The organism is Pseudomonas sp. AC463, from assembly GCF_979253585.1.
On sequence record NZ_CEEDDZ010000028.1, the window covers coordinates 26,667 to 51,141 of the forward strand.

At 59.9% G+C, this 24,475-nt stretch carries 23 protein-coding genes and 1 pseudogene; 8 read left to right on the top strand and 16 right to left on the bottom strand.

Annotation, left to right across the window (positions count from 1 at the left end; all coding sequences use genetic code 11):
- The first annotated feature begins 47 nt into the window (after positions 1-47).
- Together AC0IYH_RS26540 and AC0IYH_RS26545 are read left to right on the top strand one after the other, a co-directional pair.
- Entirely contained in the window at positions 48-983 is a 936-nt protein-coding gene (locus tag AC0IYH_RS26540; protein ID WP_122774269.1) for a LysR substrate-binding domain-containing protein, read from the top strand.
- Positions 984-989: 6 nt separating this feature from the next.
- Positions 990-2,270 carry an MFS transporter gene (locus AC0IYH_RS26545; RefSeq protein ID WP_122774212.1) on the top strand — a complete coding sequence of 427 codons (1,281 nt, stop codon included), beginning with the start codon at positions 990-992 and terminating at the stop codon, positions 2,268-2,270.
- 341 nt (positions 2,271-2,611) lie between these two features.
- Here AC0IYH_RS26545 and AC0IYH_RS26550 read toward each other — a convergent pair whose 3' ends face one another.
- The 3 genes from AC0IYH_RS26550 to AC0IYH_RS26560 form a co-directional block, all read right to left on the bottom strand.
- On the bottom strand, positions 2,612-3,001 hold the full coding sequence (locus tag AC0IYH_RS26550; protein WP_471837024.1) for a hypothetical protein: 390 nt from the start codon (positions 2,999-3,001) through the stop codon (positions 2,612-2,614).
- A gap of 89 nt (positions 3,002-3,090) precedes the next feature.
- Positions 3,091-3,480 (bottom strand): hypothetical protein, encoded by a 390-nt coding sequence (locus tag AC0IYH_RS26555; protein WP_471837025.1) that lies wholly within the window; start codon positions 3,478-3,480, stop codon positions 3,091-3,093.
- The gene (locus AC0IYH_RS26560; protein WP_471837027.1) at positions 3,477-4,442 is read right to left on the bottom strand and encodes a hypothetical protein; all 966 of its coding nucleotides are present in this window, start codon (positions 4,440-4,442) and stop codon (positions 3,477-3,479) included. Before AC0IYH_RS26560 ends, AC0IYH_RS26555 begins: the two co-directional genes overlap by 4 nt.
- Before the next feature lie 608 nt (positions 4,443-5,050).
- Here AC0IYH_RS26560 and AC0IYH_RS26565 point away from each other — a divergent pair.
- Positions 5,051-5,275 (top strand): annotated as a pseudogene (locus tag AC0IYH_RS26565) (phage portal protein); the annotation flags it as partial.
- A gap of 37 nt (positions 5,276-5,312) precedes the next feature.
- Here the strand turns inward: AC0IYH_RS26565 and AC0IYH_RS26570 are convergent.
- From AC0IYH_RS26570 to AC0IYH_RS26590, 5 genes are all read right to left on the bottom strand, one after another.
- Positions 5,313-5,699, bottom strand: a complete 387-nt coding sequence (locus AC0IYH_RS26570) for a hypothetical protein (RefSeq protein ID WP_471837029.1) — start codon at positions 5,697-5,699, stop codon at positions 5,313-5,315.
- Positions 5,696-7,105 (bottom strand): PAAR domain-containing protein, encoded by a 1,410-nt coding sequence (locus tag AC0IYH_RS26575; RefSeq protein WP_471837031.1) that lies wholly within the window; start codon positions 7,103-7,105, stop codon positions 5,696-5,698. The genes AC0IYH_RS26570 and AC0IYH_RS26575 overlap by 4 nt, the downstream gene beginning before the upstream one ends.
- A 118-nt stretch (positions 7,106-7,223) precedes the next feature.
- Entirely contained in the window at positions 7,224-7,709 is a 486-nt protein-coding gene (locus tag AC0IYH_RS26580; protein ID WP_471837033.1) for a hypothetical protein, read from the bottom strand.
- Positions 7,710-8,025: 316 nt separating this feature from the next.
- Complete coding sequence (locus AC0IYH_RS26585) at positions 8,026-9,192, bottom strand: catalase family protein (RefSeq protein WP_471837035.1); 1,167 nt, start codon at positions 9,190-9,192, stop codon at positions 8,026-8,028.
- Positions 9,189-10,997 (bottom strand): di-heme-cytochrome C peroxidase, encoded by a 1,809-nt coding sequence (locus AC0IYH_RS26590; protein WP_471837037.1) that lies wholly within the window; start codon positions 10,995-10,997, stop codon positions 9,189-9,191. Before AC0IYH_RS26590 ends, AC0IYH_RS26585 begins: the two co-directional genes overlap by 4 nt.
- A 246-nt stretch (positions 10,998-11,243) precedes the next feature.
- On the opposite strand from AC0IYH_RS26590, the gene AC0IYH_RS26595 reads away from it, so the two are divergent.
- The 4 genes from AC0IYH_RS26595 to AC0IYH_RS26610 all read left to right on the top strand — a co-directional run bounded on the left by AC0IYH_RS26595 (position 11,244) and on the right by AC0IYH_RS26610 (position 13,651).
- On the top strand, positions 11,244-11,984 hold the full coding sequence (locus AC0IYH_RS26595; RefSeq protein ID WP_101268239.1) for an FKBP-type peptidyl-prolyl cis-trans isomerase: 741 nt from the start codon (positions 11,244-11,246) through the stop codon (positions 11,982-11,984).
- A 407-nt stretch (positions 11,985-12,391) separates the two neighbouring features.
- Complete coding sequence (locus AC0IYH_RS26600; RefSeq protein WP_034103060.1) at positions 12,392-12,847, top strand: YkvA family protein; 456 nt, start codon at positions 12,392-12,394, stop codon at positions 12,845-12,847.
- 97 nt (positions 12,848-12,944) lie between these two features.
- Complete coding sequence (locus AC0IYH_RS26605) at positions 12,945-13,283, top strand: helix-turn-helix domain-containing protein (protein WP_471837039.1); 339 nt, start codon at positions 12,945-12,947, stop codon at positions 13,281-13,283.
- Complete coding sequence (locus AC0IYH_RS26610) at positions 13,280-13,651, top strand: hypothetical protein (RefSeq protein WP_101268243.1); 372 nt, start codon at positions 13,280-13,282, stop codon at positions 13,649-13,651. The genes AC0IYH_RS26605 and AC0IYH_RS26610 overlap by 4 nt, the downstream gene beginning before the upstream one ends.
- Here the strand turns inward: AC0IYH_RS26610 and AC0IYH_RS26615 are convergent.
- Complete coding sequence (locus tag AC0IYH_RS26615; protein WP_116630389.1) at positions 13,648-15,417, bottom strand: bifunctional diguanylate cyclase/phosphodiesterase; 1,770 nt, start codon at positions 15,415-15,417, stop codon at positions 13,648-13,650. The two genes, AC0IYH_RS26610 and AC0IYH_RS26615, sit on opposite strands and share 4 nt — an antisense overlap.
- 118 nt (positions 15,418-15,535) lie before the next feature.
- Complete coding sequence (locus tag AC0IYH_RS26620) at positions 15,536-17,617, bottom strand: carboxy terminal-processing peptidase (RefSeq protein WP_241088992.1); 2,082 nt, start codon at positions 17,615-17,617, stop codon at positions 15,536-15,538.
- A gap of 138 nt (positions 17,618-17,755) precedes the next feature.
- Here AC0IYH_RS26620 and AC0IYH_RS26625 point away from each other — a divergent pair, with 138 nt between their 5' ends.
- The gene (locus tag AC0IYH_RS26625) at positions 17,756-18,718 is read left to right on the top strand and encodes a zinc-binding dehydrogenase (protein WP_122774218.1); all 963 of its coding nucleotides are present in this window, start codon (positions 17,756-17,758) and stop codon (positions 18,716-18,718) included.
- 125 nt (positions 18,719-18,843) lie between these two features.
- Here AC0IYH_RS26625 and AC0IYH_RS26630 read toward each other — a convergent pair whose 3' ends face one another.
- The 6 genes from AC0IYH_RS26630 to AC0IYH_RS26655 form a co-directional block, all read right to left on the bottom strand.
- Positions 18,844-19,497, bottom strand: a complete 654-nt coding sequence (locus AC0IYH_RS26630; RefSeq protein WP_471837042.1) for an HAD family hydrolase — start codon at positions 19,495-19,497, stop codon at positions 18,844-18,846.
- Positions 19,498-19,526: 29 nt separating this feature from the next.
- Complete coding sequence (locus AC0IYH_RS26635; protein WP_471837044.1) at positions 19,527-20,516, bottom strand: ABC transporter ATP-binding protein; 990 nt, start codon at positions 20,514-20,516, stop codon at positions 19,527-19,529.
- Positions 20,513-21,313 carry an ABC transporter permease gene (locus AC0IYH_RS26640; protein WP_116630386.1) on the bottom strand — a complete coding sequence of 267 codons (801 nt, stop codon included), beginning with the start codon at positions 21,311-21,313 and terminating at the stop codon, positions 20,513-20,515. Before AC0IYH_RS26640 ends, AC0IYH_RS26635 begins: the two co-directional genes overlap by 4 nt.
- Entirely contained in the window at positions 21,300-22,136 is an 837-nt protein-coding gene (locus tag AC0IYH_RS26645; protein WP_163821483.1) for an ABC transporter permease, read from the bottom strand. The genes AC0IYH_RS26640 and AC0IYH_RS26645 overlap by 14 nt, the downstream gene beginning before the upstream one ends.
- A 5-nt stretch (positions 22,137-22,141) precedes the next feature.
- A complete protein-coding gene (locus AC0IYH_RS26650) occupies positions 22,142-22,948 on the bottom strand; it encodes an alkaline phosphatase family protein (RefSeq protein ID WP_122774220.1) in 807 nt (268 codons plus the stop codon).
- A 202-nt stretch (positions 22,949-23,150) separates the two neighbouring features.
- On the bottom strand, positions 23,151-24,227 hold the full coding sequence (locus AC0IYH_RS26655) for an ABC transporter substrate-binding protein (RefSeq protein ID WP_471837047.1): 1,077 nt from the start codon (positions 24,225-24,227) through the stop codon (positions 23,151-23,153).
- Between the last annotated feature and the right edge of the window lie 248 nt (positions 24,228-24,475).

Below are 24,475 nucleotides of genomic sequence, written 5' to 3' on the forward strand. Positions count from 1 at the left end.
CTGCGGGCCGGTTAATCACCGGCCCGTTTTTGCCATTGGAACTGTTCATGTCGCGCCGAAACGTCGATCTTCCGCCTCTCAACTGTCTGCAGACCTTCGAAGCGGCTGCCCGCCACCTGAGTTTTACCCAGGCCGCCCAGGAGCTGAACCTGACCCAAAGCGCGGTCAGCCGCCAGGTCAAGCGCCTGGAGGAAGACCTGGCGCGCCCGCTGTTTTACCGGCTGGCCCAGGGCCTGAGCCTGACGCCGGCGGGCATGCGATACTTTCGCACCATCCAGCGCCTGCTGCGCGAACTCGACCGCGAGTCCGCCGAGCTGCGCCGACGCGGAGCCGACCGTCAACTGACCCTGGCCAGTACGCCCACCATCAGCTCCATCTGGCTTGCCGGCCTGCTGCCGGAATTCCAGCGCGAGCACCCGGACCTGGATATTCGCATCCTGTGCAGCGAAAGCCCCAGCCACCTTGATGTGAACGAATATGACCTGGGCCTGTTCTATCACCTCGACGAGTTGGCGGCGCCCCACGGCCTGGAGCTGTCGCCGGTGTTCGACAGCGAACAGGTCATCACCGTGTGCAGTCCTGATTACCTCAAACGCCACGGCCCGATTCGCGACCTGCAACACCTGCTCTACGGCCACACCTTGCTGATCGTTGAAGACCACTACCACGACTGGCTGACCTGGACCGACTGGTTCGCCGACGCCGGTGAGCACTACCACACCCCGCGCCATGCGTTGCGCACCAACAGCTATCAACTGTTGATGCAATCTGCGGTGATGGGCCACGGCGTCGCCCTCGGCTGGAAGAGCCTGCTGGAAGGCGAACTGGCCGCCGGGCGCCTGCAAATGGCCGTGCCCCACACCATGCACAGCCGTGGTCGCTTGCACCTGATGCAACCCCATCACCGCAACCCGCCGTCGGCGGCGCGCAGTTTTCGTCAATGGCTGCTGGCCCATGCCAGCCGTTTGAACAACCCCGCCTGAGCCACCATGAACCTGACTTTCCTGACCTTCCCGGCGCTGTACAGCGCCACCATCCTGATGCTCACCGGCAACGGGCTGTTCTTCAGTTTTATCGGCCTGCGCCTGAGCAGCCAGGGCATCAACGAAGTGTGGATTGGTGCGCTGACGGCGGCGTACTACGGCGGCATGGTCTGCGGCGCCAAGTTCGGCCACCGCATGATTGCCGGCGTCGGGCATGTGCGCTCGTATGTGGCGTGCGCCGGGGTCGCGACCATCATTGTGTTGCTGCATGTGCTGTTCGAGCAGCTGGAGTTCTGGCTGGCGCTGCGCTTTGTGATGGGCCTGGTGATGATGAACCAGTACATGGTCATCGAAAGCTGGCTGAACGAGCAGGCTGAAAACAACCAGCGCGGCGCAGTGTTCGCCGGCTACATGGTAGCCGTGTCCCTGGGCCTGATGCTGGGGCAGGGCGTGTTGATCTGGCGCCCGGAGCTGGATTTCAAACCGCTGATCATCGTCGCCATCTGCTTCGCCGCCTGCCTGCTGCCGGTGACCATGACCAAGCGCCTGCACCCGGCCAAGCTGGTGGCGGCGCCGCTGGAAGTGGGATTCTTCTGGCAGCGCGTGCCCCAGGCGCTGACCACGGTATTCGTGACCGGCCTGATGATCGGCGCGTTTTACGCATTGGCGCCAGTGTTCGCCACACGCAACGGGCTGACCACCGCCGAGGCGAGTACCTTTGTCGCGGTGTCGATTTTTGCCGGGCTCTGTGGCCAGTGGCCAATCGGCTGGCTGTCGGACCGCATCGACCGCTCGCGGCTGATCCGCGCCTGCGCCCTGGCCTTGGGGCTGCTGGTGATCCCGCTGTGGGGCCTGGTGCAATTGCCCTACACGCTGTTGCTGGTGTTCGGCTTTCTCAGCGGTTTGCTGCTGTTCACCCTCTACCCGCTGGCGGTGGCCCTCGCCAACGACAACGTCGAACAGCCCCGGCGCGTGCCCTTGAGCGCGATGATGCTCGCCACCCACGGCATTGGCGCCAGCCTCGGCCCGATGCTCAGCGGCGCATTGATGAACAGCTACGGGCATGGCGCCTTCTACATGCTGTTTTCGGCCTGCGCGCTGCTGCTGATCTGGCGTGTGCAGCCCAAGCAAGTCACCGGTGAATACCTGGTGGAAGGCGCGCCGCTGCACCACGTGGCCATGCCCGAACACCCGATGGGCGCCATGGCCGCCGTGCTCGACCCACGCGTAGACGAAATCCCCGAAGAACTGGTGATCAACGAACCGGCGCCCGACAACAAGAGCTGATCGCCTACTTGGCTTTCTTCTTGCGCCCCTCGCGCGTGGCCAGGTGCTCGAAGAAAAACGAGGCGGTGCCGAACACGGCGATGATGGTCAGTACGAGCATGCCGAGGGTTGAGCTTTCCACGGTGAACTTCCTGCGTGATGGGGTAGGCGTTCACCGTAGAGGGGCAGGGGAAGTGGCTCAATAGATGCGACGCAAAGCTTACGGCGTGGGGGCTATTGTTACGCAGTCTTTACAAGAACGTCGCCCGCAATCACGTGATTGCGGCGTGGGGTGGCAAGGATTGAGCAGGTCTACGTGAATAACGCTCCTGAAAGCGGGCCTCGGGTGAGACCCGCTTGAGCTACCTGAATTTCAATAGAATGACTGCGGCTATCATCCAAATGAACGCGGTGAGCATCAGCGTCATGTTTACGATCAGGTGGCGTTTCAAGTAGGGAGGGAAGTTTCCGAGATCAGTAGGGTTTACCTCTCCAATAATGATAGATGCCCTCGGCCACACCACCATTCCGGCGATTTTTGATATTTCCAATAGCGACCAGATGAAGCCACGCTTGCCCAGGCTCGGTCCCCAAAGGTACATGTACTGGCTGCTCTTCAAGCCTTCCTTTATCGCCTCCAAGTGACGGTGGCTCAGGTACAGGCTGTACGCGATACCGGCAACTGCAAGCAGGCCTGGGGCTCCCAGGAAAAATATCGCAACCCATGGAGACCACGTGTCGATACTGCTCATGGTTTCGTAGTCTCGTAAATGTTCTCATCCATATATTTTCCATCCATGCCATCGACGGTGCACAGGGCCTCAGCTGAGGCCCGCTTGAGCTACCTGAATTCCAACAGAACGACTATCAATGCGATCCAAGCTGCGGCAATGAAGGTCATCGTCATATTGACGATCAGGTATCGTTTCAGGTGGGGTGGGAAGTGTTTGAGGTCGTCCGGGTCCAGTTCTCCAATAATGATAGAAGCCCTTGGCAGCAGTATCATTCCGGCGATTTTTGATATTTCTAAGAGCGACCAAATCAAACCTCGCTTCCCCAGGCTCGGGCCCCATATATAAATATACCGACTGTTCTTCAAGGCTTCCTTTATCGCTCCAAGGTGCCGATGGCTAATGTACAGGCTGTAAGCAAGGCTCAACGCTGCAAGCAGAATTGGACCGCTAGTGACACTTATCGCGATCCAGGGAGCCCACGTATCGATATTGATCATGGTTGCGTAGTCTCATAAATTTTCTCACCTATGTATTCACCAGCTAACTCGCCACCTTTCGTACCTGCCCATGCACCAGCCCCTACTATCGCCGCGACGCAGACGACACCCCCGATACCCCCTGAAGCAATGCCAACTCCTAGGCATATCGAAGTGCTCGCATAACTTGCCATTACGCCACCAATGCCACCAACAAGGGTGGACCCTGCAAATTTCCCCCCTTCAGTAAACTTGATCTTCTCGCAAGCCGCCGCAGAATCGCCGTTACACACCTGCTGAATAGCCAGCAACGAAGAAACGCCGCCAATCCCAATAGCGATATACCCACCCGTCTTCATATATTTGGCTGCACGACTGACTGCATCCACATGGGCGGCATAGCCTGGAATCTGCCCCGGTGCACCCGCTTTATCCCAATGGTGTACCAGGCTCCGACTGGAGATGCCGAGGGAGGTTTTAAGCTTCGGATGATCGCCCAGGGTTGTCTGGCCACGCAGACGTGTCGAGTTCAGTAGATGGGCGTCCAGTTGCTTCATCAGGCGCGCGCGTTCAGCGAAGAACTCCGGCGATCTAAGGTGGCCGTGCTGGCGATAGCTGCCCTGATGCAAGCGCTCGATCGCCTGGAGGGTGTCGCGCAGGTTGGTCAGGTGCGCTTCCATCACTACCGCGCTGACGCCGAGCCAGGTCGCGGTGGAGCCGATGTAACTGGCAATTTCTGCGCCGTGCCGATAGAGAAAATCAGCCTCGTCTGGCGTCAGGGATTCGAGCGATGCATCCACTTGCTGGGCGGCCTGCATCAGTTGTGATTCCTGATAGGTGCAGGCGCTGTTACTCGGATCGCTGAGTACGATGATAGACCCGGCTTTTACATCCCCACGGTTGGGGTTGAGCGCCCGGTATTTATTCATCACAGCAGCGCTATTCATAGGAAACAGCGTCGCTTCCAACGCTTCGCGGCTCATGCTTTTAGGGACCACATAGAAGCCAGGTTCTTGAGGCTCAACGCTGCTGGCTACTACGTGGGATGTATCGCTGGAAGGCGCGAACCTCGTAGGTGTTGGCGTTGCCGAGTGGTTAGAAACCTCTGACGGGGCGGGTTCCGACGCCTGCTTTGCCGTTTGCCGAGAAACGCTTTCGCTCGGGGCAATTAGCCGGTTGCTCCCGGAGGGGCAGCCGCAATGTATGACTGCACCATCCAATACCGTGGCAATGCCCATCCAGCGCACGGACGGTAGGCTTTCAGCAATCACACCGTCCTTGCCGCACGCAGGACAGCGTGTAGTTGTATCGCCGAGTCGCAAGACGCTACGCCCGCCCTGGTTTGCGTTTGGCAGGCTGCTGATGCACATCGCGCCTGTTGTAGTTAGGTCACCGTGGAGGCCTTGGCCTATACCGTTGACATTTCCTCGTCCCATAATGTGGTCCCTCTCCGATGGCGATGAATAAGCGTGTTATTTCACGCCGCCACCGTGGAAGGAGGAGGGCCGGAAGTACAGTCGGACATTTCCGAAAATAATCCGGAAGGTTCTGATTGGTGGGTGAGCCAGAGTGCGACGGGGTCGAGCGGACCAACGACATCACCCGCAACGACGTGATCGCCGCGTGGCGCATGAACACCGCGCTGGCGGGGTGCATGCCGGAGAGCGCCTCGGGGTTTGGGGATGTGGAGAAGATTGATCGGGTGTTTATGAATATCGAGATACGGCCGATCAGGCAGTTGTTTATGCAGGTGAATGAGTGGCTGCGTGGGGATCGGCGGGTGGGATGGAAGGAACCGATCGGGGTTCCTTCCTGAAAACGGTGATGCCGTAAATCGACACAGTAGACCTGGGTCATTCGTGCCAACCTACAACTTTGCCAACGGCCCACAGCAGAAACGCGAACCCTAAAAGCCCTATGACACTCCATTGCATGACTGCTAGTTTTCGCTTGAGTGGTGCCGGGAAGGTCCTCAAGTCTTCCGCGCTTAGCTGGCCTCTTTTAAGTAGACCGTTTGGGAAGGTCACGATTCCAGAAAGCCCACCCACCAGCAACAGCTTGCCCCAAGGGCCGCCATGTCGGAGCGGCGCCCTAGCCCTCACTGCCGGGCAGTTATGCAGGTGATCCAACATCACATCCATTTGGGTATAGGCGGTGTGAAGTGCAAATCCAATCCAGGCAACTGTACCCAGCACGATGCCACCGGACAGATAACCAAAAAGTGTTTCAGTAAAGGTCATTTGGTGTTCTCGTAGATAACTTCACCGAACTTCTCGCCTGCGGCACCTATAGCGACCCCTCCAGCAACAGATCCCGCGCCAACCACAACAATACCGCATGCCAACGTTGCACCACCTAAAGTCGGCACGCCAAGCGCGACACACAAGGCGCTGACCAGGGAGCCTGTTAGAAGCGCACCTGCCGCTGCGCCGCCGGCAACTGAGCCGATATAACTGCCGGCTTCGGTGTATTTGACCTTTTCACACGCCTCTTCATCGCCTGCTGAGCAGACATTTTTGACCTTCATGGTGGATGCCCCAGCGCCTACCGCCATGCCGACCCAGCCGCCGTATTTGATCGCTTTGGCGGCACTCGATATCCCTTTGATGTGGGTTGCATACCCGGGTATCTGCCCAGGCGCCCCTGCTTGTGTCCAACGGTGCACAAGGCTTCGGCTTGAAATCCCGAGTGCGGATTTCAGGTTGGGATGATCGGGCAGGCCGATACCTTTGCGCACAAGAGAGGCCAGGTGGGTATCGAGTTGAGCAAGGAGGCGTTTGCGTTCACTGAAGAACTCGGGAGACCGTAAGTGTCCATCTTTGAGAAAAGCTCTCTGGTGTAGCGCCTCAATTTCTTGGAGGATATTTTTGAGGTCGTCTAGATTCCTGGCAAACATGGCCTCGCCCACACCAATGGCAGTTGAGCCCAAGGCCAAGACGCTTTGGATTTCCTCGCGATGGCGTTGCATGAAGTCTGCTTCATCGGTAGTGAGAGGCTCCAGAGCGTCATTGGTCTGAGCTGCCGCTTGCATCAACAGTCTTTCTTCGCGAGTGCATTGGAAGTTGCGCGGATCGCTGAGCACGACTATTGAGCCGGCCTTCACTTCGCCTCGATCAGGATTGAGCGCCTTAAACTTGCTCATCACCAGAGGGTCTCGCACAGGAAACAGCGTTGATTCCAACGCTTCGCGGCTCATGCTTTTAGGGACCACATAGAAGCCAGGTTCTTGAGGCTCAATGCGGTTGAAAACCACAGGGACAGGATTGCTTGAGGGCGCGAAGCCGGATTGCTGCGGGGTTTTCGACTGCCTGCTAACTGTTGAGGGGGCAGGTTCAGCTGTTTGCCTTGCGGTCGTTGGTGCGGCTCTTTGGCTTTCGTAGGTGGCCTGATAGATCGAAGGAATCAACTGAGCCCGGCAGGGGCAACCGCTGATACTGTCCAGTGTTCCAGCAACGAGTCTACCATGGCTGTTGATATACGAAATGCCGCCAATAATGTTGTAGATTTTTCCGTCTTTTCCGCAACTTACTCGATCACCTTCACGAGCATGAAGGACGCCAAACATATTGACTCTGTTGTCACCCTCCAGTACTTCCCCGCCGCAGGTGGTCTTATCACCCCAGCCAATGAAATGTCCTTCCCTCATTGTTTGTTCTCTCTTCTATGTTGGTTGGGATAGATAGCGCCTCAACCTTCAAATGATCGGATGCTAACGCGCCTTCAAAACAGCACTGCACTCACCGTGCGGTGCTGCTTTTATTCGTTCAAGGTCTAATGGTGAGGAGGAAATCTTCTGCCATCGGTACACCCTTACGCTCAACGAGTACCGCTGCGTCTTGAGGCGTATTGATGATTTGGTCGCCATTGCTGAGACAGCTGCCCACTAGGGCAATGTGGTCAAAGTCATGACCCGAGGCCGTTACTATTTGCGCTTTGGTACCATCCGGGTACACAGCGTGATCGCCCTTCTGTGCTACGCGTACTTCCAGACCATTAGGCAAGGTGATCACCATTGCAGAGGTCGTTTGTTCAATCACGCCGCCGTTGCGGGTTTGGCTGCCTTGCGTTGCTAAGCGGTAAATGGCGACAGAAGGGTGGGCGTCAATGTAATCCTGCTGTTGCTTAACTGCCGCAAGAGCCTGTTCGCTGAACGTGGAAAGTTGCTGCTCTGTAAAGGGTGACTTGTCGTGAGTGCGGAGATATTCCGGGGAAACTTCGTTGGTATACAACGGGGATGCTGTTGCATTCATGCTCAATATCCTGATCCATGGTTTTTGTGTGTGGCGTTCCTCTTATTTGCTTGATCGAAAAGATATGTCTTGTGCATATCAACCAGCGACACCAAATAAGCGAGTGGTTACCACCTCGCTACCCTGAATATGTGGTTATTGAAAGTAAAGTCGGACGTTTCCGATAAGATCGGTGTAAAGGTCTGATGGGGCAGTAGTGTCAGTAACTAAAGGGGGAGAGTTAAGCCGTATTTATTACCGACATGGAGTCAGTACGGTGGTAGTACTAAGGCGTCCCAGGGCGCGAGTGACTTGCTCTCGCGCCCATCGCGTAACCCTAAGGCGCGTTACGGCTGTGGCGGTAATCGCTGACCGCTTCGTACACCGCTTTACGCAGGCGGTTTATGCCGCCAATGGGGCGATGCTCAGCCACGCCGAACCACGGGTTGAACGATTGGTTGTCGCACGCGAGGTTCTGTTCGGGCGTGTCGAAGTCCTGGGCCGGAATGCGCACTTTGGCCACGCTCTCGTAGGGTGCATCGCTTTCCTTCCATTCGATGCTGGTGTCTTCGATGGGCATGAATTTCTGCGGGTTTTGTCGCTGGATCTGCAACACGAAACACGCAGGCACGCGGTCGGTGGACAGCTGTTGGCTCAAGGCGCTGCGCAGGAAGTTCGGCAGGTCCTGGTTCTGTTTGGGCAGCTGGTATTCCGGGCAGCTTTGCGGGTCGGGCGCGACGCGGAACTTGGCGTTAGCCGCGCCGAACTTGTAGGGCGAGACTGAAAAGTAGGTGGTCTGCGTCGGGCTGGCCGGCGCGGGGGCCAGGGTCGCCAGGGCGATAAACAAGTGGCGCACCTGCCAGCTGCGTGGGTCCGCCTTGGGGAAGAACGCCAGGACTTTCTTGCCGTCCGCTTGCGCGCCGATGTTCTGCGCGTATTCGGCCACATCGCTGACAAAGAAATTCGCATGGCTGAACATCACGAAGTCCTGCTCGGTGCGGGTTTGCTGATCAGCCAGCAGCTGTTTGCCCGGCACATCCAGCAGCTTGAGCGCCATGCCACGGGCGTCGCGAATGCTGTCGAACTGCGGGTAGGCGTTGCCGTTGGACAGGCGTATCAGCGCTTGCCAGGTTTTGCCCGGTTCGGCGAACACGCCCTGGCGCAAGGCGGGGTCAAGGTCGGCCAGCACGCTGACTTCGGCCTTTACGCAGCCATGGGCCTTGGCGTGGGCATCGCGCAGGTAGCGTGTGCCTTCGCGGTGCTGGTCGACGATGCGCACCGCCGTCTGGATGATGCCTTGGGTCATCGCCGCTTCGCCTGCCGGGATCTGTTCGTTCGGTGAGACCGGGCCGCTGTGCTGCCAGGCATACCAGGCGGTGGCGGCCAGCCAGCCGAGCAGGCCCAGGCCGACCAGCCACAACAGAGTCTTGCCGAGAAACGCGCCGATGCGCAGCCAGAGGCGTGCGAGCAGGGAGGGGCGGTTGTAGGGGGATCGAATCATCATGGCAATTGTTGCTCCAGTGGGCCGCCCAGCACTTTCAGGTATTCCAGCAGCGCCCAGCGTTCCTGGGGCAGCAGGCCGCGACCGATGACGCCGTTGCCACGCTGGCCGGCTCGGAATTCATGACCGCTGTTGTGGTTGCCGGTGATTTTGCTATCGAACAGGAATGCATTCTTGAACGCGCCGGTCTCAAACCCGAGGTGGCGCGGGTCGTAGGCGAACGTGCCTTTATAGAAGGTGACGCTGCGCTCGTCCTGGGGAGAGAGCAGTTGGTAGATCGTCGGCACCGAGCCGTTGTGCAAGAACGGCGGGGTGGCCCACACGCCGGCCAGCGGGCGGGCCTTGTAGGCGCGCAACTCACGCACGCCGATAGGCAGGCCGTAGCCATCCAGGCGTGGGCGTTCCGCCGGGGTGACACCGGCGGCGCGGTAGGCGTGGTCTTCGACATAGGCCGTAACGTAGGCCAGACCCTTGGCCACCGAGATGTTCTTCAGGTCCAGGGGCTCGGTCGGCGTGGGGTGCAGCTCGACGGGGAGCTTGGCCAACTCCGCCGGGTCCCATTGCAGGGCGCTGAGGTCGTAACGCTGGTCGGCGATGTTGCCGGCAGTGCCGGGGTCGGTGCCCATGTAGTCCACCGGCAGCATCTTCAGATGTTGCACCGGGCGGCCGCCTTCCTGGGTGACGTTGGGCACATGGCAGCCGGCGCAGTTTTCGGTGAACAGCGCGCGGCCTTGGGCGGCGAGAGGCTTGTCGATTGCACCGAACAGGTCTTCGGGCCAGGTCGGAGGCTTGAGGCGTTGCAGGGTTTCTTCGATCAGGTTGAGGTCGCGCACCCGCACGCTTGACGGGTAGCGCGCCTCGCCCTGCAGCGGTTGGCCTGCGGCGTCGAAGAAGGTCAGGGTTGCGTCCACGCCCAAGGCTTCGCCGATATTGCGCGCCATGGGTTGCTGGGCCGAGCCGTTCCATTGCACCCAGTCAAAGGTCCAGATATCCCACAGCTGCGGGTAGTCCACCGGCGCGTTGGCGACGCGATAGTTGTCCGGTGAGATGGCGTCGCCGAAGCTGGCATTGGCGATACGGCCGAACGCGTCGGTACGGCCCGGGCCTTCCTCGGTGGGGTAGAGGCCGCGGTGGGTGTCGTTCCAGGCAACCTTGAGGAACTTGTTCAGCGACTGCTTGAAGTCCTGGCGCAGTTGGCTGTGCTCGGCGTCGTAGCGATCACCCAGCACCTGGCGGGCGAAGCGCTCGAACTTCCACGGGTTGTAATAGGTTGCCGCAAGGCTTGCGACCAGCGCCTGGCCGAAACTGCCGCCACGCAAGGTGGGCACGCTCGAGGGCAGCACGTGCTGGGCCGAGCCGCCGTCGATACGCAGGGCCTGGCCTTTGAAGTGCAGCTCGCCGGTGTGGCAGGCGGCGCAGGTGATGTCCAGGTATTCGGCGTTGTCGCCGGCGTTTTTGTGCCGGGCGAAACCCACGGGCAGGTTGCCAGGGTTTTGTGCGCTGGGCGTTTGTTTGGGGTCGACCAGGAAACCGAAGCGCGCCAGGTAGTCGGGCGTGGCGAAACGCTGTTCGGAGAACGGCAGTTCCAGGGCGGTGAACCAGTCGTAATGCAGGCCTTTTACCTGGGTGCCCTGGGGCGTGAAGTAGTAGGTCTGGCGGTCGGCGGCACTCCACTGATCCTGGTAGTGCACCTGCTGTACGGGCACGTAGGCCGGCAGCTTGGGGTTGGCGGTGTAATACAGCACCACGGCCAGGATCAGCCCCAGTGCGATGAGTATCAGCAGTAAAACACGGGAAAAAATGCGCAAGATAACTATCCTTGTCGGGTGGTAGCGCTGTTATGCCACCACGCCATAACAGCGGCAAGTGGCCATGAGCCTGTTAGCAGGCGGTTCGCGATCCGTCGCGAGCATGCATCATGAATGAAAATGCTTTTAAACACGTGAACTTATCGGAAGTTTCCTGCTCACATGCCGGTAGCCATTGGTCGTGGCCGCCTGATAAGCTCGCGACTTTATTCGAATGCCCTTTTGGCGCATGAACAAGGAAATAGCATGAAACAGCATCGGTTGGCGGCGGCGGTGGCCCTGGTTAGCCTGGTACTTGCGGGTTGTGATTCGCAGACCAGCGTAGAGCTGAAAACCCCGGCGCAGAAAGCTTCCTACGGCATCGGCCTGAACATGGGCAAGAGCCTTGCCCAAGAAGGCATGGATGACCTGGATTCCAAAGCAGTAGCCCAGGGCATCGAAGATGCCGTCGGCAAAAAAGAGCAGAAGCTCAAAGACGACGAACTGGTTGAAGCGTTTGCCGCACTGCAAAAACGTGCTGAAGAACGCATGACCAAGATGAGCGAAGAGTCGGCAGCCGCCGGCAAGAAATTCCTCGAAGACAACGCCAAGAAAGACGGCGTCGTCACCACCGCTTCCGGTCTGCAGTACAAGATCACCAAGAAAGCCGACGGCGCCCAGCCTAAGCCGACTGACGTGGTGACTGTGCACTACACCGGCAAGCTCACCAACGGCACCACCTTCGACAGCTCCGTGGATCGCGGTAGCCCGATTGACCTGCCGGTCAGCGGCGTGATTCCGGGTTGGGTCGAAGGCCTGCAACTGATGCACGTCGGCGAGAAGGTCGAGTTGTACATTCCTTCCGACCTGGCCTACGGCGCGCAGAGCCCGAGCCCGGCGATCCCGGCCAACTCCGTGCTGGTGTTCGACCTGGAACTGCTGGCCATCAAGGACCCAGCCAAGGCTGAAGCCCCTGACGCACCTGCAGCACCAGCCGCCAAGAAGTAATCGGCGACTGAACACAAACGCCCCGTTTCGACGGGGCGTTTTTGTTTCCGCGATTTGCATCGATCCAGATGTGGGAGAGGTTTGCCCCCCGATCGCGGTATATCAGCCAAGTGATCCAGTGGCTGACACTCTGCTATCGGGGGCAAGCCCCGTCCCACAGTGAAGCCTCTGCAATCTGAACGAACGTCCGTGACTGAGCACAGTCTGATATAAGACTCGAGTACGGGTAGCCGCACATCAACGCCAAGTCAATGAAATATTGGGTTTTTTTATGTGCGCAAAAAACGCCCGATCTGACTGTAGGCCTTGTAATCCGTGGCTTTCAGCTGGGAAAACCAGCTCTGTTCACAAGGTTATCCACAATTTGTGTGGATAACTTTTTATGTCGCCTGGAACTGGAGTGATCCATGAAACCACCCTTCAATTTCACCCGTTTCCTGCCCATGGCCGCTCGCTTGCTGGGCCGGGGGCGTTTGCCGACCCTGCTGTTCGCTGTCGCCGCCAAAGGCTCGAGCCAGGGCAACCGCCTGGGCAAGCTCAAGGATGATCTCAAACTGCTGCAGGCCCTGTGCCTGGCCTACTGGCGCGGCGAGTATCGCGCGATCAGCCCCAAGGCGCTGATCTCGGTAGTGGCGGGGCTGATGTACTTCCTCAGTCCGATTGATGCGATCCCGGACTTTATTCCCATGTTCGGCATGCTCGATGACATCGCGGTATTGGCGTGGGTCATGAAGACCCTGGAGGGCGAACTGAGCGCCTTTCGCGCCTGGCGCGACGCGCAGCGCCCGGAAAAACTCGCCGTGGTCGAGCGCCTGCCCGCCACGCCGGCCTTGCTGAGCAAGGAAAACCCGCAAAAAAACTAATGACTCTTATATCCACCTACGCCCTTTGCGGCTGTTAGGATTACACTCCTAAGGAAAAGTGCTTACTCAGTAAGTGTTGTTATCCTACGGGGCAGTCATGGATATTCAGATAATTTCACGCAATGGCGAACCCGAATACGCGGTCTTGCCATGGGATCAGTACCAGGCGCTGCTAAAAGCTGCCGGTCAGCAACAACCCGCATCGCCTCCACCTGCTACTGCCCACGCCGCACCTGCTCAGGACCTGCGGCCGCTCGCCGACCTGCGCGGCCTGCGCGAAGCCAAGGGCCTGGCCATCGAGGCCCTGGCCCGCACCGTGGGCATCAGCCCGTCGTATCTTGGATTGATCGAAAGTGGAGAACGCCAGCCGGATGCTGCGATCCGCCGCAGCCTGGCCTGGGAATTGGGTGTTGCAGGTTGGAGGGATGAATCTTGAGCGTACGTATCAGCCGTCAACACTGGGATGGGTTACTCAACGAGCTGGACCAGGCGCGCCGCCAGCGCCATCTACTGACGTATCGCGCGCTGCTGGAGCGCCTGCAATTTCCCACGCCGGCCATGCAAACCCTGGCCGCCGCCCTGGAACACCTGGCCGCGCTGGACGCCAAGGCCGAGCAGCCGTTGCGCAGCTCGCTGGTGATCAGCCAGGGTGCCAGCCGCTTGCCGCGTACCGGTTTCTTTGAGTGCGTGGAGCGCCTGGGGCGTTTCAGCGGGCCATCCGATGGTGTGGCCGCCGCGTCCTGGCACGCCTCGGAAGTGGTGCGGGTGTTCGAATACGAGTACCCGGAATCCGCCGAGGCCTAAAGCGCCTGAGGCAATACGTCCATGCTGTCGATCACGTGGATGCTGTAGCCGGCCATATCCTTGGCATGGTGCTTGGCCTGCGACGCCAATTCCGCCAGCTGGCTGGCATCGAGTTGTGCACAGGCCTGCGGGTACAAATGCACCACGCCGATAGACAGCGACAGCAAGGCAAACTCCTGGCGCACACCCTGGCGGTTCAATGCCACGAAGCAGCCGGCTTCCAGGTGCTCCGCACGGTAAAAGCGTCGACACTGGGTGTGGAAGTCATCCAGCAATTGGTTGAGGCGCTTGCGCCAATCCTGCGGCCCCAGCACCAGTAAAAAATCATCGCCACCAATGTGCCCGACAAAGTCGCGGCTGGGGTCTACCCGGTCGTTCAGGCATTGCGCGAGGCACAGCAACACCTCATCCCCACGCCCGTAGCCGTAGATGTCGTTGAACGGCTTGAAGCTGTCGATATCCACGTAGCAGATCACCGATTCACGCTGTTGCTGCAACAGCCGTGTGAGGCACTGCTGGATCGGCACGTTGCCCGGGAGCAGGGTCAGCGGGTTGGCGTAGCGGGCCTGCTGGATTTTCAGCTCGGTAATCAGCTTGAGCACGTCGATGACCCGGCCCAGCCCCAGGTAGTCGCCGTTGAGGGTGATGATGAAATCTTCTTCAATACGTTGCCGCGCGCGGCTGGTCAGCAACCGGCTGACTTGTTGCAGGGATTGGCTTAGCTCCACCGCGAGAAAATCATCGCTCATCAAGCGGCTGATGGGCTTGCGCGCAAACAGATCGGTGGCGAACGGCTTGAGCAGGGCATCCGACAGCGAGTGCCGATGCACGATGCCGACCGGGTGGCCGCGCCCATCCAGCACCGCCAGGGAATTGAGGTTGGCCTGGCGCCGGAACGACTCCAGCACCTGGGCGGTGGCGGTGTCCTGGTCCACCGCCGGTTGTTCGTTGAGCAGGGCGCTGAGGTCGCTGGCCTCTTCGCTCAGGGCGATATTGGCATTGTCCGGTTTGGGCAGCATTTGGCGCGCTTCCTGCGGCGGGTGTTCCTGGGGACGGCAGAGCAGGTAGCCCTGGACCAGGTCCACACCCATCTCGGTGAGCACCGCCAGCTCTTCCGGCAGCTCGATGCCCTCGGCAATCACCTGGGCGCGCGAGGCCCGGGCAATCTGCAGGATCGAGCCGACAAACTCGCGCTTGAGCGCGTCCTGGTGAATGCCGTCGATAAAATGCCGGTCGATCTTCACGTAATCCGGACGCAGCTCCGACCATAGCCGCAGGCTTGAATAACCAGCGCCCAAGTCATCCAGGGCGATGGCAAAGCCCATGTTGCGGTAATGGTGCAGGGCGGTTTGCAGCAGGTCGAAATCGTCGGTGGGCGTTTGCTCGGTGAGTTCGATCACCACCTGGCTCGGCGGGATACCGAAGTCGCGCAGCAGTTGCAAGGTGCGCCCCGGCTGGTGCGCCGTCTCCATCAACGATTCCGGCGAGATATTCAGGAACAGTTTGCCCGGCAGCTTCTGCTCGCTGAAGCGTCGGCACGCACTTTCGCGGCAGGCGATCTCCAGTTCACTCAGGCGCCCGGCGTGGCTGGCCACGGAGAACAGCGCGACGGGGGAGTGCAGCGGGCTGTTGGACGGCCCGCGGCTGAGGGCTTCGTAGCCGAGGATACGCCGTTCGGACAGGCAGATGATCGGTTGGAACAGGCTGTGCAAACTGCCTTGAGCCAGGATAGAGCCCAATGCCTTCAGCTGTTCGGTCATGGTCATGGCGATCTCAGTCGAAAAAAAAGGACCGCAGGCGGTAAGCCTGCGGTCCTTCATTTCACGACAGAATGATGTCTATATGATGACACTCCAGAGAGCGTTCACATTAAATCGCCATCATTTACTGCTTGGCCACCTGTTTGCTGATTTTCAGGTAGTCCAGCAGGATCCGACCGGTCTCGGCCAGGTACGCGTCGTCTTCCGGCTTGGTTTTTTCGGCTTCGGCCGGCAGCGCATCTTCATCTTCTTTCTTCAGCTCCTTGAGTGGATCTTCACCCTTGGCCTTGCGGCGGATGTTTTCCAGTACAAGCTGCTTGTTCTCGATGTCGGAGTGCTGCGCGCGGCGGTCCACTTCGTTGAGGCTGACGGTTTTTTCTTCCATCAGCTTCTTGGCCAGGGCCAGCTTGTCGCGGATGAATACGAACTCGGCATCCTTGGCGGAGCGGGTGTCGTGGTCAGCCTTCAACTGCGCCAGGAATGGCTTGAACGGGTCCGACGCGGGCTTGATCGCCGGGCGAATGGTGTCCCACGGCATGGCTTCCGGCAAAGCGCTTTCGCCGATTTCCTTGGTGTCGATGATCGACGGGAAATCGATATCCGGCAGCACGCCCTGATGCTGGGTGCTCTGCCCGGAAACCCGGTAGAACTTGGCCAGCGTCAGTTTAAGCTCGCCATGGTTCAGCGGCTGGATGGTCTGCACGGTGCCTTTGCCGAAGGTCTGGCCGCCGATGATCAACGCGCGGTGGTAGTCCTGCATGGCACCGGCGAAAATCTCCGAAGCCGACGCCGAGAGGCGGTTGACCAGCAACGCCATCGGCCCTTTGTAGAAGGCGCCCGGGTTCTCGTCTTCGAGCACATCGACACGGCCGTCAGCGTTGCGTACCAACACGGTCGGGCCCTTGTCGATAAACAGGCTGGTCAGCTCGGTGGCTTCCTGCAGGGAACCGCCGCCGTTGTTGCGCAGGTCGATGACCACGCCGTCGACTTTTTCCTTCTGCAGCTCAGTCAGGATTTTCTTCACGTCGCGGGTAGTGGACTTGTAGTCCGGGTCGCCGGCACGGAAGGCCTTGAAGTCGAGGTAGAAGGCCGGAATTTCGATGACGCCCAGCTTGTAGTCCTTGCCATCCTGCTTCAGGTTGAGGACTTTCTTCTGCACGGCCTGGTCTTCGAGCTTCACCGCTTCACGGGTGATGGACACGATCTTGCTGGTCTGGTCGTTCGGCGCATTGGTGTGCGGAATCACTTCCAGGCGCACCACGCTGCCTTTCGGCCCACGGATCAGCTTGACCACTTCGTCCAGGCGCCAGCCGACCACATCGACCATCTCTTTGTCGGCCTGGGCCACACCGATGATCTTGTCGGCCGGAGCGACCTGCTTGGTCTTGTCGGCCGGACCTGCCGGCACCAGACGTACGATCTTGACCTGGTCATTGTCGCTTTGCAGGACGGCACCGATGCCTTCCAGCGACAGACTCATATTGATATCGAAGTTTTCCGCGTTATCCGGCGACAGATAATTGGTGTGCGGGTCGTAGGACATCGCGAAGGTGTTGATGTAGGCCTGGAAGATATCTTCGGCACGGGTCTGGTCCAGACGTGCCAGCTGATTCTTGTAGCGCTTGGTCAACAGTTCCTGGATCGCCTTGGGCTCTTTGCCGGCGATCTTCAGGCGCAGCACTTCGTCCTTGACGCGTTTGCGCCACAGGTCGTCGAGCGCGGCGGTGCTGGTCAGCCAGGGCGCGTCCTTGCGGTCCACCAGAAGGGTTTCCTTCTGGGTGAAATCGAGCTTGTCGACGCCTTTGTCCAGCTCACCCAAGGCGAAATCCAGACGCGCTTTGACGCGGTCCAGGTAGCGCTTGTAGATGGTGAAGCCGGGCTGCAGGTCGCCGCTCTTGAGGAAGTCGTCGAACTGGGTCTTCCACTTGTCGAACTCAGCGATATCGCTGGCCAGGAAGTAGCTGCGCGACGGGTCCAGCAACTTGAGGTAGCTGTCGTAGATGATCACCGAGCGCGCGTCGTCCAACGGCGGCTTGCTGTAGTGATGGCGCTTGAGCAACTCGACAACGTTAAGGCTGGCAATCACCTCATCGCGATCCGGCTGAAGGTTATCCCAGCTGTTGGCTGCGAACGTATTGGTCGACATCGACGCGAAGCCGAGACCAATGAAAAAAGCGAGGGCGGTGCTGGGGAACAAATGCTTCATGCTGATTCGACGCGGGGGCAATTGATAACGCATATTAGGCCGTCTTTGAGGGAGCCGGTTCCATATGGTCCGGTCGCATAATGCAAAAAGCCCGGCGCTACAGCTACGGGCTCAGTCCAGACTCACTATGGAGGCACTGTGAAAGCATTGCAAGGCGTTGAAGGTCATGTGGAGTGGCTGGAAGAGCCAAGTCCTGGTTGTGATGTAGGCCAGGTTCGTATTCGCGTGGCGGCTGCGGGCCTCAATCGCGCCGATTTGTTGCAGCGCGCGGGGCTTTATCCGCCACCGCCAGGCGCCAGCCAGGTGCTGGGCCTGGAGTGTTCCGGGGTGATCAGTGAAGTCGGCGCGGGCGCGTCCTGGCAGGTCGGCGACCGTGTTTGCGCGCTGCTGGCCGGTGGCGGCATGGCCGAAGAAGTGGTGGTGGATGCCCGTCACGTGCTGGCGGTGCCGGAAGGCCTGTCGCTCGTCGAAGCGGCGGCATTGCCTGAGGTGTACAGCACGGCATGGCTCAACCTGTTCCAGCTGGCGGGCCTCAAGCCAGGCGAGAAGGTGTTGCTGCATGCCGGTGCGAGTGGCGTGGGCTCGGCCGCCATCCAGCTGTGCAAGGCGTTTGGCAGCCCGTGCTGGGTCAGCGTCGGCTCGGCGGAGCGCCTGGCCTACTGCGAAGCCCTGGGCGCCCAGGGCGGCGTGGTGCGTACCGACGGCATTGAAGGGCTGCGGGACTTCGGGCCGTTCGATGTCATTCTCGACCCGGTGGGCGGCAACTATGCGGCGCTGGACGTCAAGCTGCTGGCCCTGGACGGTCGCTGGGTGCTGATCGGTTTGATGGGCGGCCGCGAGGCGCAGCTGGACCTGGCGCAGGTGCTGGGCAAGCGCATTCAATTGCTGGGCTCGACCTTGCGCAGCCGCAGCGATCAGTTCAAGGCCGACCTGTTGAGTGATTTGAGCCAGCACGTGTGGCCGCTGTTTGTGGAAGGCCGCTTGAGCCCGCAATTGGCCAAGACCTTTGCGATCAAGGATGCCGAGGCGGCGTTTGAGGAGCTGGCAGGCAACCAGATTTCCGGGAAATTGGTGTTGGTGATTGACGAAAGCCTGGCCTGAATTGGAATGGGTTTAAAAATGTGGGAGGGGGCTTGCCCCCGATAGTGGTATGTCAGTGAAGAATATTTCATCTGACACACCGCCATCGGGGGCAAGCCCCCTCCCACATTTGGATCACAGTTGAATCAGATCCAGTTGTGGATCGGCCAGCCGGCCTTTTCAGCATGCTCGCGAAGCACCGGGTCCGGGTTAACGACTTGAGGAAACTCAACCTTGCTCAGCAACGGCAAATCATTACGCGAATCCGAATAGAAATACGCGCCCTCCAGCGTCTCACCTTCCTGCTCAAGCCACGCCAACAACCGCGTGATCTTGCCCTCACGATAAGTCAGCACACCCACGGTACGCCCGCTGTACACACCATGGCTGACGTCCAGATCAATCCCCAACACTTCATCGATACCGATACGCGCCGCAATCGGCGTGACCAGGTGCGTGCCCGAAGCGGAAATCACCAGGATCCGGTCGCCATTCGCGCGGTGGCGGGCGATGGTCTTGGTGGCGTCGCTGTAGATCAGCGGCTCGATCACGTCCTCGACCCACGGCTCCACCAGGTGGTCGATTTCTTCCGGGGTGCGGCCGATCATCGGCTCGAGGCTGAAGTCCATGAAATCTTCCATGGCCAGCTCGCCTCGGCTGTAAGCGTCCATCAGCTCGTTGTTGCGGCGCATGAACGACTCGGGGTCGACCCAGCCCAGGCGGCCCATCTGCTCGCTCCACAGCGTGGCGCAGTCGCCGTGGATCAGGGTGTCGTCCAGATCAAAAATTACCAATGCCATCCGTTACGCTCTCTCGTTAAATCGTTGCGTCAGGCTACTTCACACAGCGCACTCGGGTCGATGGAAAGTGCCAGGCGCTGGCCGTCGGGGTGCAGGTCGTCCGCCGAGCGGTTGAGTACATCCACCACCAGTTCCACGCCATGCGCTTCGATGCGGTAGCGGATCACGTTGCCCAGCAGGCTGTGGCTGCGCACCAGGGCGTCGAGTTCGCCGCTGCGGCTCAGTTCGATGGCCTCCGGGCGAATCGCGATGCGCCCGCTGATCGGCCGTTGCAGCAACTGGCTGGCCTTGTCGGCATCCAGCAGGTTGTAGTTGCCGATAAAGCCTGCGGCGAATACATCCACCGGCGCGGTGTAGAGGGTTTCGGCGTCGCCGCTCTGCACGATCTTGCCCTGGTTCATCAGGAAGATGCGGTCCGACATGGTGAGGGCTTCTTCCTGGTCATGGGTCACGAAGATCGTGGTCAGCCCCAGCTCGCGCTGGATCTGGCGGATCTGCTCGCGCAGGTGTTTGCGAATCCGCGCATCCAGCGCCGACAGCGGCTCGTCCAGCAGCAACAGGCGCGGGCGAGTCACCAGGGAGCGGGCGAGGGCCACGCGCTGGCACTGGCCGCCGGACATCTGGTGCGGGTAACGCCCGGCCAGGTCCTTGAGCTCCACCAGTTGCAGCACTTCCTGCACGCGCTTGTGGCTGTCGTCGGCGTTGACCTTTTGCATGCGCAGGCCGAAGGCGACGTTCTGCTCGACGGTCATGTTGGGGAACAGTGCATAGCTCTGGAACACCATGCCGATATGTCGTTTCTGTGGGCTCAGCGGGACGATGTCCTGCCCATCCAGCAGAATTTTCCCACTATCCACCGAGGTCAACCCGGCGATGCAACGCAGCAAAGTCGACTTGCCGCACCCGGACGGGCCGAGCAGGGTGACGAACTCGCCCTTGGCAATCTCGCAGTTGATATCACTGAACACCGGTGTGCCGGCATAGCCTTTTTGCAAGTGTTGGACGCTGACGAAGCTCATTGGCTTTTGTCCTTGTTCAAGATATTGGCGGCCCAGGTCAGCACCAGCACAAAGAAGAAATAGGAGATCACGACGGCGCTGGTGAAGTGGCCGCTGCTGTTGCGCATGTTGTTGAGGTACACCTGCAGGGTTTCGTAGCGGGTGCCCACCAGGATGTTGGCGAACACGAACTCGCCGAACAGGAACGAGAACGACAACAGTAGCGCCACCATCAGGCCTTTGCGCAGGTTGGGCAGCACCACGAAAATCGCCGCCTGCCAGGTGCTGGCGCCGAGCAGCTGCGAGGCGTCCATCAGGTCACGCAGGTTGATCGCTTGCAGGTTGTTGGTGATCGCGCGGTACATGAACGGCAGCGCCACGGTGAAGTAGCAGCCGATCAGGATCCACGGCGTGCCCACCATCGCAAATGGCCCGGAGCCATAGAGTTGCAGCAGGCCCACCGACGACACCACCGGCGGCACCGCAAAGGGCAGCAGGATCAGGATGTTCATCAGCGCGTCCAGCTTGGGAAAGTGGTAATGCACCACAAACAGCAGCGGCAGGATCAGCACCACCGACAGGATCAGCGCGCCGACGCACACCAGCAACGACTGCCCGAAGGCCATCAGAAAGCGCGGGTCGCTCCACAGCTGCACATACCATTTCAGGGTAAAGCCGGCCGGCAGGATGGTCGCCGACCAACTGCTGGCAATCGAGTAGACAAAAGTGCCGATCAGCGGCAACACCAGGATCGCAAACAGCAGGTACACCACCACGCGATGGTAGAGGGAGGCCGGGCCGGCTTCAGCGCGAGACATGGTAGCTCCTCTTGAGCAGCAGTTGATGGACCACCGTGACCAGGGTCATCAGCGCCACCAGTACCACGGCCAGGGCGCTGGCCAGGTTCGGGTCAAGTGACACATCCCCCGACACCAGGCCAGCGATACGGATGGGTAGCACGTTGAAGTTACCGGTAGTCAGGGCATAGACCGTGGCATACGCGCCGAGGGCATTGGCCAGCAGGATTACGAACGTACCCAGCAGCGCCGGCGTGAGCACCGGCAGGCCGATATGCCGCCAGAAGTCCCAGCCATTCGCGCCGAGCAACGCCGCCGACTCGCGCCAGTCTTCGCGCAGCGCATCGAATGCCGGGTACAGCAGCAGCACGCCAAGCGGAATCTGGAAGTAGGTGTAGAGGATGATCAAGCCGGTTTTCGAGTACAGGTTGAAGTCCTGAATGATCCCCGCCTGCTTGAGCATGATGGTGATGCTGCCGTTGAACCCCAGCAGGATGATGAACGCGAAGGCCAGGGGCACGCCGGAGAAATTGCTGGTCATGTTGGCGAAGGCGGTAACGAAGTTGCGCAGTGGCGAGTCCACCTTGCGCAGCGAGTAACTGCCCAGCACAGCAATGATGATCCCGAAGATGCTGGAGTAGAAGCTGATCTCCAGGCTGAACTGGATCGCCTGCAGGTAGAACTTGGAGCTGAAGATGCGCGTGAAATTATCCACGCCCCAGCCGGATTCTTCGGTTTGCAGGCTGTTGATCAGCACCCATACCAGCGGGGCGATTTCGAACACGATAAAGAACAGGGCGAAGGGCACCAGGCACAGCAGGGCCAGCCATTTGCCGCGAGTCATGGCATTCACTTGAGCAGCTCCCGGCATACAGGTTTGTCGTGGGGCACGCCCAACAGCTCACAGACGGTTCCGCACAGGTCGGTCTGTTGCGGCTTGGCGTCGGGGTTCAGGCTGAACGCGTCGCCAAGCACGAACAGCGGCACTTCGCGCTCCTCCGGCAGCAGGCCGTTGTGGGAGCGGTCGTTATTCATGCCGTGATCGGCGGTCACCAGCACCTGGTAGCCGGCGTCGAGCCAGGTTTGCAGGTAGTCGGCCAGGATGATGTCGGCCGAGCGTGCGCTGTTGCGGTATTGCGGGGTGTCGAGGCCGTGCTTGTGGCCGGCGTCGTCGATATTCATCGGGTGCACCACCAGAAAATCCGGCGCGTGCTTGAGCCGCAGGCTTTCGGCGTCGGCGAACAGGTGCGAATCCGGGTAATGGTCATTCCAGTAGAAATGCCCGTGCTGGATCGCCAGCGCCTTGTCGTCGGTATGCCGGTCGCGGGCGGCGAGAAAGGGCGTGCGGTTATACAACTCGCTGACCCAGTGATACGCCGCCGCAGCAGTGCTAAGGCCGGCCTCGGTGGCGTAATGGAAAATGCTGCGCTGGTTGGACAGGCGCGAGACATTGTTGTGCACGATGCCGCTCTGGATCGGTGGCACGCCGGTAAGGATGCACTCATACAGCGGGCGGGACAGCGCGGGCAGTTCACATTCCAATGTGTAGAGGGCTGCGCGTCCTGCGCCGACATAGGCCTGCAAGTGCCCCATGGCGTGCCTCGCAACCTCGAAGTTGAGGCCGTCGAGCACCACAAGGATGACGGTGTGCTTCATGGGGGGAGACGCTCCGCAACAATAAACTTGACTCGATTTCCCTGGAGGAACGAGGTCAAAAATGTGGGAGGGGGCTTGCCCCCGATGGGGGTGTGTCAGCAAAAAATCTGTAACTGACCCACTGCAATCGGGGGCAAGCCCCCTCCCACATAAGCCCCTCCCACATTGGATCTGCACTGCAGATCCAATGTGGATGGCCGGCTTACTTCATTTCTACGATGACCTGCTCGTTCCACAGCTGCGGCAGCTTCTTGGACGTGGCTTCCCAGGCATCCGCGTCCTTGATCGGCTGCGGGTTCGCCTTGGTGTACTGCTCGCCCGGGATCAGGTTCTTGGCGATTTCGGCCGGCAGTTTCAGGTCGGTTTCCGCGCGGATCGGACGCGCATTGCCCTTGGCCAGGTTGAGTTGGCCAGCATCGCTGAAGATGTATTCGCGGGTCAGCTTGGCGGCGTTCGGGTGCTTGGCGTATTTGTTGATGATGGTGGTGTAGCCGGATTTCACCGAGCCGTCCGACGGGATCAGCACCACGTAGTCATCCGGGTTGGCCATCTTGGCTTTGTAGCTCAGGCCGTTGAAGTCCCAGACGATGCCCACTTCGACTTCGCCTTTTTCCATGGTGGCGATGGTCGGGTTGGACAGGCCGAGACGACCTTGCTGGGCGATCTTGGTGAAGAATTGCAGGCCGGGAGCGATGTTCTTCTCATCACCTTTGTTGGCGATGGCGGCAGCCAGCACGGCGTTGGACGCCTGGGCGGCAGTGCTTACGTCACCGACGGAAACCTTGTATTTGCCGGTCAGCAGATCCGCCCAGCTGGTGGGCACGTCGGAACCGTGCAGCAGCTTCTTGTTGACGATAAAGGCGATGGTGCCGGTGTAGGCCAGGGCCCAGTGGCCGTCTTTGTCTTTGGCCCAATCCGGCACCGAAGCCCAGGTGGTCGGTTTGTACGGCTGGGTGACTTCCTGCTTCACCGCAATCGGGCCGAAGGCCGCGCCCACGTCGCCGATATCGGCGCTGGCGTTGTCTTTTTCGGCTTTGAACTTGGCGATTTCCTGCGCCGAGCTCATGTCGGTGTCGATGTGCTTGAGGCCGTAGGTCTTGGCCAGGTCGTCCCAGGTGCCTTTCCAGTTGGCCCAGTCATCGGGCATGCCGACGCTGTTCACGGCGCCTTCAGTCTTGGCGGCAGCTTCAAGGGTTTTTAGATCGGTATCAGCAGCCATGGCGGCGGTGCACATGGCAATGGTCGAGCCTAACAGTGATGCCAGGAAAAGCTGTTTCATCCGAAGCTCCTTTGGGCGTATTCAACGCTGCGTTTTTTTCGACGTTTGCGGTGGTGTTGGTCTAGGTCAGCAATACCTGAGCCAATCTAGGCTCGATGGATGACAGTTTCATGTCGATGTCGTTTTTGAAGCGCCGATGTCGCTCAGCACAGACTCAGCGTAGACCATGCCAAAGTGCCCGCAGGCCTTGGACTTGGCCGATGTATTGCAGGGTGTGCTGTGGGGCACGACGCGGACTGTCATCTGTC